We start from the raw sequence: 11,060 nt of genomic DNA, 5'->3' as shown, positions 1-11,060 counted from the left end.
AGCGCCTCGGCCCCGGGACTTTTAAGCTGGTTTCTGGTTTTTCTGACGTCAGATTTTTAGCGTTGGGCACGGCAGGTAGCTGCACAAGTAGCGGTGCAGGTAACGAAAGTGTGCCCGCGGAACCCGTAGCACGGGTGTCCGTGGGCGACGCGGTCACTCAGGCTGTTTCCTGGACGCTCAGAATAGTCAGAACGGTTTGTATGTTTTGCGCGGCGTCACGTCCCAGGCTGGTCAGGTACCCGCCATCGGGCTGGTCGATCAGCTCTTTTTCGTACAGGCGTTTGGCGGCGGCAATGGCTTTCGGGGCAGCGGTCTGATGAATTTTCAGACCTTCCTGGGAACTGTCCAGGTTGAAGAGGGCGAGGATTTCCAGTTCGGCAACCAACTCAGGGGTAAGCGACATAAGGACTCCAGACTTTCTAGGAATTGGACGACAGCGCCCCTAAGGTGAGCCCACTTGTGCGGCATGTCCAGTGCTCGCGACAGGGTTTTTTTGCCTCGGCTTGCATTCCTCGATTGCAGGGTGGTTTCCGTAGGAGCGAGGCTTGCCCGCGAAGGCTTCACCGCGGTATGCCTGAGGAACCGCGTTATCGTTCTTCGCGGGCAAGCCTCGCTCCTACGGTCGGGGGGCGGGGTTATTTCTTTTCCGGTGGCAGCTCTGGAAGAGCACGCAGCGCCGTTTCGTACCATTCGGTATTGAACGCGCGGTCTTCTTCGAGGATCGCGTCGATTTCCACCGCCAGGACATGGGCCATCAGGTTGAGGATTTCCTCACGCTCGTAACCCACCAGGGTCAGCTTGTTGAAGGTGGCCTTGGCCGCTGGCGGATTGTCGCTTTCGATCTGGTTTTCGATGGCTTCGATCAGGGTGTTTTCGGCGAACTCTTCTTCGTCGATATCGATATCGTTTTGCTCGCTCATGGCAGGCTCCTCAAGGAAAGACGGCCAGTTTACCTGCATTCAGCGCCGTGATGCTGCTGGCGAGAAGCGCCCAGGCGTTCTATAACTGGCGGGCCAACCCCTTGCACGGCCTGGAGGCTATGTGATGCTCAAGCTTTACGGATTTTGTGTCAGCAATTATTACAATATGGTCAAGCTGGCGCTGCTGGAGAAGGGACTGCCGTTTGAAGAAGTGCCGTTTTATGCCGGCCAGAGCGCTGAGGCCCTGGCCATCAGTCCGCGTGGAAAAGTTCCGGTGTTGCGCGACGAGCAAGGTTTTATCAACGAAACCAGCGTGATTCTGGAATACATCGAACAGGGTCAGAAGGGCAAGCCGCTGCTGCCGGGCGATCCTTTCGAGCGGGCGCAGGTTCTGGCACTGGCCAAGGAAATCGAGCTGTATATCGAGCTGCCAGGGCGTGCGTGTTATCCCGAAGCGTTTTTCGGCATGACCGTGCCGGACGCGATCAAGGACAAGAGCAAAGCCGAATTGCTGCAGGGCTTTGCCTCGCTGGGCAGGCACGGCAAATTCGCCCCTTACGTGGCAGGTGACAGCCTGAGTATTGCGGATTTGTATTTCCTGTACAGCGTGCCGCTGGCCTGTGCGGTGGGGAAGAAGCTGTTCGATATCGATCTGCTGGCCGAGATGCCGGCGGCCAAGGCATTGCTGGAGCGACTGGAGCAAAATCCGAACGTGCAGCGGATCGCGGCGGACAAGGACGCGGCGATGCCGGCGTTTATGGCGATGGTTGCTTCCAAGAGGTAGGTTTTGTGGTGATCTGAAGTCAGTCATCGCGAACAAGCTCGCTCCCACAGGTTTCTCTGTCTGCCATAGATGTGTGGTCAGTCGGAGATCCTTGTGGGAGCGGGCTTGCCCGCGATGCTTTTAGCGGCTGGCGAGGAGTGCCTGACCGCGCACCACAGCCTGCTTGACCTGCGCCGGCGCAGTCCCGCCGATATGGTCACGGGCGTTCACCGAGCCTTCCAGGGTCAGCACCTCAAACACATCCTGATCGATCTGGTCACTGAACTTGCGCAGCTCTTCCAGGCTCATTTCCGCCAGGTCCTTGCCGCTTTCAACGCCGAACTTCACCGCATGGCCAACAATTTCGTGGCAGTCACGGAACGGCAGGCCACGACGCACCAGGTAGTCGGCCAAGTCGGTGGCGGTGGAGAAACCGCGCAGGGCCGCTTCGCGCATCATCGCGTGCTTGGGTTTGATCGCCGGGATCATGTCGGCAAAGGCCCGCAGCGAGTCGCGCAGCGTGTCGGCGGCGTCGAACAGTGGCTCTTTATCTTCCTGGTTGTCCTTGTTGTAGGCCAGGGGCTGGCCTTTCATCAAAGTCAGCAGGCCCATCAGCGCGCCGAACACGCGGCCGGTCTTGCCACGCACCAGCTCGGGCACGTCCGGGTTTTTCTTTTGCGGCATGATCGAGCTGCCGGTGCAGAAACGGTCCGGCAGATCGATGAACTGGAACTGGGCGCTGGTCCACAGCACCAGCTCTTCGGAGAAGCGCGACAGGTGCATCATCGCGATGCTCGCCGCCGAGCAGAACTCGATAGCGAAGTCACGATCGGACACGTTGTCCAGGGAGTTGCCACCCACGGCGTCGAAGCCCAGCAGTTGCGCGGTATATTCGCGATCGATCGGGTAGGTCGTGCCGGCCAGCGCGGCGCTGCCCAATGGCATGCGGTTGGTGCGCTTGCGGCAGTCGACCAGGCGCTCGTAGTCACGGCTGAGCATCTCGAACCAGGCCAGCATGTGGTGCCCGAAAGTTACCGGTTGCGCGGTTTGCAGGTGAGTGAAGCCGGGCATGATGCTGCCGGCTTCGCGCTCGGCCTGTTCCAGCAAGCCTTGTTGCAGGCGGGTGATTTCGCTCAGGATCAGGTCGATCTCGTCACGCAGCCACAGACGGATGTCGGTGGCGACCTGGTCGTTGCGGCTGCGACCGGTGTGCAGCTTTTTACCGGTCACGCCGATGCGGTCGGTCAGGCGCGCCTCGATGTTCATGTGCACGTCTTCGAGGTCGATGCGCCAGTCGAACTGGCCGGCCTCGATTTCACCTTGGATGGTCTTCAGGCCTTCGGTAATGCTGTCGCGCTCGGCATCGGTCAGCACGCCGACCTTCGCCAGCATGGTGGCGTGGGCGATCGAACCCATGATGTCGTGGCGATACAGGCGCTGGTCGAAGGTGACGGAGGCGGTGAAGCGGGCGACGAAGGCGTCGACGGGTTCACTGAAGCGGCCGCCCCAGGACTGATTGGTCTTGTCAGTGCTCATGAATTCGCTCGTATCGGCTGAAGAAAGATGGCGTTGAAAGCTGTCGCGGATAATAACAGGGTTGCCAATCCTGTCGCTGACACTGGTCGACAGGTTTATTTCCTGACACGTCAGCCCATACTCAAAGCTGGCCACACGGAAATTGCGCAACGATATTTTTCAATTGAGCAATATCGTCCCGGCAACCGTCTACAGTTGGACAGTAGGATCAGCGCACTTCCGGGCGCTGCAGCTGCCTATAAAAAGAGGGGTGTCCATATTGTGTATCAGAAATCCCTGTGGCGATGCCTCGCCAGTGCGGGCCCGGGCCGCCAAACGCACGCCAGATGAAAATTTAGTCGTCCGACCGGCGGCACTTTTTGGCCCTCGCGCTAGTCTTAGCGTGGATCGCGGTGACGGACGTCACTTCACCTGTCTACGCTATCCTTGTGCGAGACTCACGCAGGAATCCAGCGCAATATGAATGTCCTGATCGTTGATGACGAACCCATGGCCCGCGAGCGCCTGAGCCGAATGGTCGGCGAACTCGAGGGATACAGTGTCCTGGAGCCCAGCGCTACGAACGGCGAAGAGGCGTTGGCACTGATCGACAGCCACAAGCCGGATATCGTGTTGCTCGATATCCGCATGCCGGGCCTGGATGGCCTGCAAGTGGCTGCACGATTGTGCGAACGCGAAACCCCGCCAGCCGTAGTGTTTTGCGCAGGGCCCGATGAATTTGCCGTGGAAGCCTTACAGGCAAGCGCCGTAGGCTATCTGGTGAAACCTGTGCGTACAGAACAGTTACATGAAGCGTTAAAGAAAGCCGAGCGACCCAACCGTGTCCAGCTCGCCGCCCTGACCCGCCCGGCTGCCGAGAGTGGCAGCGGCCCTCGCAGTCATATCAGCGCCCGTACCCGCAAAGGAATCGAACTGATCCCGTTGGGTCAGGTGGTCTACTTTATTGCCGATCATAAATACGTGACCTTGCGCCATGAAGGCGGCGAGGTGCTACTGGATGAGCCACTCAAGGCCCTCGAAGATGAATTCGGCGACCGTTTCGTGCGCATCCACCGCAATGCATTGGTGGCCCGTGAGCGAATCGAACGGCTGCAACGCACGCCTCTGGGACATTTTCAGCTCTTTCTCAAAGGCTTGAACGGTGACGCGTTGATCGTCAGCCGCCGTCATGTGGCGGGCGTTCGCAAAATGATGCAACAGCTTTAATTCGCCGGTCTCAGGCGTACTTCACACCCGATTGCCGGACATCCGGAGCCAGGGAGGGCAGGCAATACCTGATACAAGTCAAAGTGGATTTGGCTGAGCTGTTATTATCCGCCGTATCTTTTCAGTACGGATTGATTGATCCATGTCCTCTCGCGAAATCCGCATCGCCACCCGCAAAAGTGCTCTCGCCCTGTGGCAGGCCGAATACGTCAAAGCCCGTCTGGAAGAGGCTCATCCAGGACTGCTCGTGACGTTGGTACCCATGGTCAGTCGTGGCGATAAACTGCTCGACTCGCCTTTGTCGAAAATCGGCGGCAAGGGCTTGTTCGTCAAGGAGCTGGAAACCGCGCTGCTGGAAAACGAAGCCGACATCGCCGTGCACTCCATGAAGGACGTGCCGATGGACTTCCCGGAAGGCCTTGGTCTGTACTGCATTTGTGAGCGCGAAGATCCGCGCGATGCATTCGTTTCCAATGCTTACGCAAGCCTGGATGAATTGCCCCAAGGAAGCATTGTCGGCACCTCCAGCCTGCGCCGCCAGGCCCAGTTGCTGACCCGTCGCCCGGACCTGCAAATCCGCTTCCTGCGCGGCAACGTCAACACCCGGTTGGCCAAGCTCGACGCCGGCGAATACGACGCGATCATCCTGGCCGCCGCCGGCCTGATTCGCCTCGGCTTTGAAGATCGCATCACTTCGGCCATCAGCGTCGACGACAGCCTGCCGGCCGGTGGCCAGGGCGCAGTGGGGATCGAATGCCGCAGCGCCGACAGCGACATCCACGCCTTGCTGGCGCCGCTGCACCACCAGGACACTGCCACCCGCGTCACCGCCGAACGTGCCCTCAACAAACATCTGAATGGCGGCTGCCAGGTGCCGATCGCCTGCTACGCCATACTTGAAGGCGAGCAGCTCTGGTTGCGTGGCCTGGTGGGCGATCCGAGCGGCGGCCTGCTGCTCAGTGCGCAAGCCCGTGCACCCCGCGGTGATGCCGAAGCCCTGGGCGTGCAAGTGGCTGAAGACCTGCTGAACCAGGGCGCCAACGACATCCTGAAGGCGGTCTACGGCGAGGCAGGTCACGAGTGACTGGCTGGCGCCTGTTACTGACGCGTCCCTCGGATGAGTCAGCGGCGCTAAGCGATGCTTTGGCGCAAGTGGGGATTTTCAGCAGCAGCTTGCCGCTTTTGGAGATCGAGTCCATTCCTGTCTCTGACACAATGCGTGAGGTGATCCAGAACCTGGAGCGCTATTGCGCGGTGATCGTGGTCAGCAAGCCGGCTGCCAGAACAGCGGTGGACCTGCTTGGCCAGTATTGGCCGCAACCCCCTTGCCTGCAGTGGTTCAGCGTAGGCGCGGCGACGGCGCAGATCTTCGAGGCGCACGGCGTGGGCGTCAGCTTCCCGGTCGAGGGCGATGACAGCGAAGCCTTGCTTGAGCTTCCCCGGCTGCGCGAGGCTATCGCAGGGGCCGATCCACGGGTATTGATCATGCGTGGGGAGGGCGGACGCGAGCTGCTGGCTGAGCGTTTGCGCGAGCTAGGTGCTAGTGTCGAGTACCTGGAGTTGTACCGCCGAAAACTGCCGCACTATCCGCCAGCGGCGCTGCCCGGGCGGATAAGGGCGGAACGCTTGAACGCGCTGGTGGTCAGCAGTGGACAGGGTTTTGAGCACCTGCGGCAGTTGGCCGGCGAGGCCTGGCCGCAATTGGCGCGGTTGCCGTTGTTTGTTCCAAGCCCCAGGGTTGCCGAACTGGCACGTGCCGCCGGGGCCGAAAAAGTTGTGGATTGTCGTGGCGCCAGCGCCGCGGCTTTGCTAACGGCGTTGCGGGAGCATCCCGAACCCGTTCTCTAATGCAAAGGATGGATACGTGAGCGAAACAGCCTTGCCTAAAGATGATGTCCAGCCAGTGCTCGATGCACCGGTTGAAACGCCTCCACCTGCTCAAGTGCAGCACCGAGGCAATGGCCTGGCAATGGTCGCGCTGCTGTTGGGCGCCGCCGGTGTTGCCGTGGGGGGGTGGGGAGTCTGGCAGGTGCGTCACCTGCAAGCCAACAACCAGCAGCAACTGAATCAGGTGCAGGCGTTGAACGATCAGGCGCAGAGCCTGAAACTCAATGAGCAGCGCCTGACCGCGCGCCTCGAACAATTGCCCGCCGCCGACGAGCTTGAAGCACGCAGTCGGCTGGTGGCCCAGCTCCAGGGCGATCAGCAACGCCTGAACCAGCGACTGGAAACTGTCCTCGGCGCCAGCCGCAAGGATTGGCGTCTGGCCGAAGCCGAGCATTTGTTGCGCCTGGCCAGCCTGCGTCTATCCGCGTTGCAGGACATCAGCAGTGCCCAGGCGCTGGTGCAGGGTGCCGATGAAATTTTGCGCGAACAGAACGATCCGGGTTCCTTTGCCGCACGCGAACAGGTCGCCAAAACCCTGGTGGCGTTGCGCAGCACTGAACAACCGGATCGCACCGGGCTGTTCCTGCGCCTGGGGGCGCTGCGCGATCAGGTGATCAACCTCACCGAACTGGCGCCCGAGTACAAAGACCGTGGCGAATCCTTGCTGGGGTTGACCGCCGATGGCGACGGCGCCAGTCGCTGGGCGCAATGGTGGGATCAGATCTCGCGCTACATCCGCATCGATTTCAATGCCGACAAGAATGTTCGGCCGTTGCTGGCGGGGCAGAGCCTGAGTCAGGTGCGCCTGGCGCTGAGCCTGGCCCTGGAGCAGGCGCAGTGGGCCGCACTCAATGGCCAGCCCGCCGTTTACACCCAGGCGATGGCCGAGGCGCGGGATGTGCTCAAGGGCAACTTCAACCCGGACAACCCTCAGAGCAAAGTGATGCTTGAGCAGGTGGCGGAGCTGAGCCAGCAGCCGGTGAGCGTGGTCACACCGGATCTGACCGGAACGCTGAGCGCGGTCCAGGGCTATCTGGAGCGGCGTAATGTCAACGCCGAGGATTCGGTCAAGCCGATGGCCAAACCTGCCGCGCGCACCGAGCCGGAGGCCACGCCATGAAACGCCTCTATGTGATCGTGTTCCTGGTCATTGCCGCCGCCGCTGCACTGGGGCTGGCGATTGCCGAGCATTCCGGCTACGTGCTGATCGCCTACAAGAGCTTTCGTTTTGAATCGAGCCTGTGGGCGACCCTGGCCCTGGTCGCCGTGCTCTGGCTGGTATTCTGGGGAATCAAGGCGTTGGTCGAGTTGGTGATGACCTCCAGCGGCGTGGTCAATCCCTGGTCGCGGCGCAATCGCAGTCGCCGGGTACAAGTGGCGATCGAACACGGTCAGCTGGACCTGGCCGAGGGTCGCTGGGCCAGTGCACAACGTCATCTGCAGCGGGCCGCCGAAGCCGAGCGCCAACCGCTGCTGTACTACCTGGGCGCTGCTCGCGCCGCGAATGAACAGGGTCACTACGAGGAAAGCGACAGGCTGCTGGAGCGCGCCCTCGAACGACAGCCTCAGGCCGAGCTGGCCATCGCCTTGAGTCACGCTCAACTGCAGACTGACCGCGGCGACACCGACGGCGCCCTGGTGACCCTGGAAGCCATGCACGAGCGTCATCCGCGTAACGCCCAGACCTTGCGCCAGTTGCAGCGCCTGCTTCAACAGCGCGGCGACTGGTCGGCGGTGATTCGCCTGCTGCCGGATCTGCGCAAGGACAAAGTCCTGCCACCGGCCGAGCTGGCCGAACTGGAACGCCGGGCCTGGGGGGAAAACCTGTCCCTGGCTGCGCAGCGGGAAGCGGACGGAACGGTAGGGTTGCAATCGCTCAACCGCGCCTGGCAGCAGCTCACCTCTGCCCAGCGTCAGGAGCCGCAACTGGTGCTCGCCTATGCCGAGCAACTGCGGCAACTGGGGGCCCAGGCCGAAGCCGAAGAGGTCCTGCGCATAGCCCTCAAGCGCAACTACGACAGTCATCTGGCGCGCCTGTACGGGTTGGTGCGCGGCAGTGATCCGGCACGTCAGCTGCACACTGCGGAAGGCTGGCTCAAGGATCATGCGGCCGACCCGAGCCTGTTGCTGACCCTGGGGCGCCTGTGTCTGCAAAGCAGCTTATGGGGCAAGGCCCGGGACTATCTGGAAAGCAGCCTGCGCGTGCAGCGCAATCCGGAAGCCTGCGCGGAGCTGGCGCGATTGCTGGCGCAACTGGGCGACACTCAGCGCAGCAATCAGCTGTTCCAGGAGGGCTTGGGCCTGTTGGATGAGCGCCTGCTGGCGGCGCCGTTGCCGGTACCGGTCCACGCTTGATGCGTGCTGAAACATCATTCGACGGCTGACAGAAAGCCTGTGGTGGGTGAGCTCACCACAGGCAAATCCGTATTGCAGGGTTTGCCTTGCATTGGCGAATTTTTACCTTCGTAGTCCGTCGGCGGAATAGTCCTACAATGGACTACACCTGATCCCCTCGCCTCTGTCGGAAATTCCCTAAACATCTGCTGAACTGTCCCTGCCGACGTGCCTTGTAAGGCTAACGCGCTTTACTCTACCGTAACCACCTGTCTCCACTGTTACGGAAAAGCCATGTCTTTGGCCTGCTCACGCTCCTTGTTTTTCATGGCTTTCATTGCAGGCGCCCTGGCCCTGGGTGTTTCCTATTACCTGGAATATGCAGTCGGCCTCCAGCCTTGCGGGTTGTGTCTGTTGCAACGGATTTGCCTGGCCCTGCTCACGGGCGTCTCCCTGATGGCTTCGGTACACGGCCCAGGTCGCTTGGGTACTTTTTTGTATTGGTTGCTCGGTCTTTGCTGCAGCCTGGCAGGTACGGTCACCGCATTGCGGCAGGTACTGTTGCAAAGCGATCCGGTGCAGCAACTGTCGACCTGCATTCCCAATCTGGCGGACCTGTTCGCCACCACGCCCTGGATGTTCGTGGTGCAGCAGATGTTCGAAGGAGCGACTGAATGCACGTACATTTCCTGGACATTGTTCGACCTGAGCATTCCGGAGTGGAGCCTGCTGTTCTTCGTCGCGATGATGATCCTGGGTGTTTGCCAGCTGTTGCGGCTGGTCTGGGTCGCGTGTCGGCGACCGCTCAGCGGCGAGTCGTCGCACCGGGCATTGGTGGGTGATTAAACACTTGTATGAACTTTATCTCCTGCGTACCTTGAAGCCATTGTCGCGCGGGCATAATCTGGCCCGCACGTGTCATTGGAATTATGTTGCTCGAATGACGCTCTGCCTGGCCGATATTTGATTTCAAGTGTGCGACAGGTGTAGGGCAGCATGACCCACAAGGGAAGAGAGACCGCCATGCTCGAAAGTTGTCAGAATGCTCAGGAACGTTGGGGTGGAGTTCATCTGCTGATCGACCGCTGGTTGCAGGAGCGTCACGAACTGGTTCGGGCCTATGATGCACTCGGCGCCAAGCCCGAGGCTCTGGGTGAAAACCGCAAACCGCTGCAGGAGTTCTGCGGAGTGCTGGTCGACTATGTGTCTGCCGGGCATTTCGAGATCTATGAACAGCTGACGGGGGAAGCCAAGGCTTTCAACGACAAGCGCGGCCTGGAGCTGGCCGAGACAATCTATCCGCGCATCGACGTCATCACCGAGAAGCTGCTCGCGTTCAATGATCTGTGTGATGCGGGAAAATGCGTCGCAGAGAAATTCAAGGAACTGGGTGGCCTGTTGCACGAACGTTTCGAACTGGAAGATTGCCTGATCGAAGTGCTGCACACAGCTCACAAGGAAGAGGATTCGGTTCAGGCCTGAACCTTTTCCCAGGTCCTGCCTTGCTGCAAGATGTTGAAAACGGTGCGCCATGCGCGCCGTTTTTCGTTTGTGCCCTTCAGCCCGTAGCGCCGCGCAATTCGACTTCGAACACCAGCGGCGTGAACGGCGCGATCAGGTCGCCGGCGCCGTCGGCACCATACGCCTGGGCCGATGGAATCACCAAACGCCACTTGGCGCCGACCGGCATCTGTTGCAATGCACTGCGCCATCCGCTGATCACGCTGTCGAGACTGAACCATTGCGGCTGACTGTTCTGATCGAACACTGAGCCGTCGGGTAGGCGACCGACATACACCACCTGGACCTTGCCGTTCGGACCGGCTTTAACGCCGGTGCCCGGAGCCAGTTCCGTCAGCAAGATTCCGTCTGCCAATTCGCGCACGCCGGGTTTGGCTTTTTCCTTTGCGAGAAAGCGCTGCTCATTTTCGAGGGCGACTTCGCTTTGCGGTATGGCGGGTCGCTCGGCAACCTGGGCTTCGTGCTCGGCAAGAATCTGTTCGATCTGCTCATCTCTCAGCGCCAGGGGTTTGCCTTGATAGGCTTGTTGCAAACCTTCGACCAGCGCTTGAAGTTGCAGGTCCGGGACCTCTTGGCGCAAGCGTTCGCCAAGGCTTGCGCCCAGGCTGTAAGCGAGATCGCGGGCGTCGTTCTCCGTGGATTTTTCCGCGGCCTGAGCCACGGAAAAAAACACGCAAAGCGATAAAAAAAGATAACGCGACATGGGCACTCTCCGACCTGAGATGCGATGGAGTATGCCAGTGTGAATGCGCTTAACGGTGAACTGGTTTTACGCAAGCGCGGAACATTTTCCATCCGTTGCAACGCAGTGCTTTGGTTACTGTCAACATGCCCTAGCGGCGGTAGCAGCAGAGGTCTAGTATGAGCCGCACCCACGTCAGCCAGGAGGTAAA

Annotated in this window: 12 protein-coding genes and 1 pseudogene; 9 read left to right on the top strand and 4 right to left on the bottom strand. The window is 60.4% G+C overall.

The features are described from left to right. Positions 1–157 precede the first annotated feature (157 nt). Positions 158–403 carry a TIGR02647 family protein gene (locus tag PMA3_RS29260; protein ID WP_064680395.1) on the bottom strand — a complete coding sequence of 82 codons (246 nt, stop codon included), beginning with the start codon at positions 401–403 and terminating at the stop codon, positions 158–160. Between the two features lie 232 nt (positions 404–635). Beyond that, entirely contained in the window at positions 636–920 is a 285-nt protein-coding gene (locus tag PMA3_RS29255; protein WP_064680394.1) for a hypothetical protein, read from the bottom strand. Between the two features lie 124 nt (positions 921–1,044). On the opposite strand from PMA3_RS29255, the gene PMA3_RS29250 reads away from it, so the two are divergent. Further along, positions 1,045–1,704: a glutathione S-transferase family protein gene (locus PMA3_RS29250; RefSeq protein ID WP_064680393.1), complete on the top strand. Its 660-nt coding sequence runs from the start codon at positions 1,045–1,047 to the stop codon at positions 1,702–1,704. A 120-nt stretch (positions 1,705–1,824) separates the two neighbouring features. Here PMA3_RS29250 and argH read toward each other — a convergent pair whose 3' ends face one another. Continuing rightward, positions 1,825–3,219 (bottom strand): argininosuccinate lyase, encoded by a 1,395-nt coding sequence (argH, locus tag PMA3_RS29245; RefSeq protein WP_064680392.1) that lies wholly within the window; start codon positions 3,217–3,219, stop codon positions 1,825–1,827. A 340-nt stretch (positions 3,220–3,559) separates the two neighbouring features. On the opposite strand from argH, the pseudogene PMA3_RS33775 reads away from it, so the two are divergent. From PMA3_RS33775 to PMA3_RS29210, 8 genes and pseudogenes are all read left to right on the top strand, one after another. Then, positions 3,560–3,682: pseudogene (locus PMA3_RS33775) on the top strand (sensor histidine kinase); the annotation flags it as partial. Continuing rightward, complete coding sequence (locus tag PMA3_RS29240; RefSeq protein ID WP_064680391.1) at positions 3,679–4,425, top strand: LytR/AlgR family response regulator transcription factor; 747 nt, start codon at positions 3,679–3,681, stop codon at positions 4,423–4,425. The pseudogene PMA3_RS33775 and the gene PMA3_RS29240, both read left to right, overlap by 4 nt. 142 nt (positions 4,426–4,567) lie before the next feature. Further along, entirely contained in the window at positions 4,568–5,509 is a 942-nt protein-coding gene (gene hemC, locus PMA3_RS29235; protein WP_064680390.1) for a hydroxymethylbilane synthase, read from the top strand. Then, complete coding sequence (locus tag PMA3_RS29230; protein WP_064680389.1) at positions 5,506–6,273, top strand: uroporphyrinogen-III synthase; 768 nt, start codon at positions 5,506–5,508, stop codon at positions 6,271–6,273. Before hemC ends, PMA3_RS29230 begins: the two co-directional genes overlap by 4 nt. A 16-nt stretch (positions 6,274–6,289) precedes the next feature. Further along, a complete protein-coding gene (locus PMA3_RS29225) occupies positions 6,290–7,432 on the top strand; it encodes a uroporphyrinogen-III C-methyltransferase (protein ID WP_064680388.1) in 1,143 nt (380 codons plus the stop codon). Beyond that, entirely contained in the window at positions 7,429–8,667 is a 1,239-nt protein-coding gene (locus PMA3_RS29220; protein ID WP_064680387.1) for a heme biosynthesis protein HemY, read from the top strand. The genes PMA3_RS29225 and PMA3_RS29220 overlap by 4 nt, the downstream gene beginning before the upstream one ends. Positions 8,668–8,940: 273 nt before the next feature. Then, positions 8,941–9,492 carry a disulfide bond formation protein B gene (locus tag PMA3_RS29215; protein WP_064680386.1) on the top strand — a complete coding sequence of 184 codons (552 nt, stop codon included), beginning with the start codon at positions 8,941–8,943 and terminating at the stop codon, positions 9,490–9,492. Positions 9,493–9,669: 177 nt separating this feature from the next. Then, the gene (locus PMA3_RS29210) at positions 9,670–10,128 is read left to right on the top strand and encodes an Rsd/AlgQ family anti-sigma factor (protein ID WP_064680385.1); all 459 of its coding nucleotides are present in this window, start codon (positions 9,670–9,672) and stop codon (positions 10,126–10,128) included. A gap of 76 nt (positions 10,129–10,204) precedes the next feature. Here PMA3_RS29210 and PMA3_RS29205 read toward each other — a convergent pair whose 3' ends face one another. After that, the gene (locus tag PMA3_RS29205) at positions 10,205–10,870 is read right to left on the bottom strand and encodes an FKBP-type peptidyl-prolyl cis-trans isomerase (protein WP_064680384.1); all 666 of its coding nucleotides are present in this window, start codon (positions 10,868–10,870) and stop codon (positions 10,205–10,207) included. Between the last annotated feature and the right edge of the window lie 190 nt (positions 10,871–11,060).

The sequence above is a fragment of the Pseudomonas silesiensis genome (assembly GCF_001661075.1).
Taxonomy (GTDB): domain Bacteria; phylum Pseudomonadota; class Gammaproteobacteria; order Pseudomonadales; family Pseudomonadaceae; genus Aquipseudomonas; species Aquipseudomonas silesiensis.
This window is presented reverse-complemented; position numbering and strand designations above follow the sequence as displayed.

Coding starts and splice junctions, on each gene's coding strand:
- PMA3_RS29240 (WP_064680391.1), top strand. CDS start 3,679: ATGAATGTCCTGATCGTTGATGACGAACCCATGGCCCGCGAGCGCCTG.
- PMA3_RS29215 (WP_064680386.1), top strand. CDS start 8,941: ATGTCTTTGGCCTGCTCACGCTCCTTGTTTTTCATGGCTTTCATTGCA.
- PMA3_RS29210 (WP_064680385.1), top strand. CDS start 9,670: ATGCTCGAAAGTTGTCAGAATGCTCAGGAACGTTGGGGTGGAGTTCAT.
- PMA3_RS29260 (WP_064680395.1), bottom strand. CDS start 403: ATGTCGCTTACCCCTGAGTTGGTTGCCGAACTGGAAATCCTCGCCCTC.
- hemC (WP_064680390.1), top strand. CDS start 4,568: ATGTCCTCTCGCGAAATCCGCATCGCCACCCGCAAAAGTGCTCTCGCC.
- PMA3_RS29220 (WP_064680387.1), top strand. CDS start 7,429: ATGAAACGCCTCTATGTGATCGTGTTCCTGGTCATTGCCGCCGCCGCT.
- PMA3_RS29250 (WP_064680393.1), top strand. CDS start 1,045: ATGCTCAAGCTTTACGGATTTTGTGTCAGCAATTATTACAATATGGTC.
- PMA3_RS29255 (WP_064680394.1), bottom strand. CDS start 920: ATGAGCGAGCAAAACGATATCGATATCGACGAAGAAGAGTTCGCCGAA.
- PMA3_RS29205 (WP_064680384.1), bottom strand. CDS start 10,870: ATGTCGCGTTATCTTTTTTTATCGCTTTGCGTGTTTTTTTCCGTGGCT.
- argH (WP_064680392.1), bottom strand. CDS start 3,219: ATGAGCACTGACAAGACCAATCAGTCCTGGGGCGGCCGCTTCAGTGAA.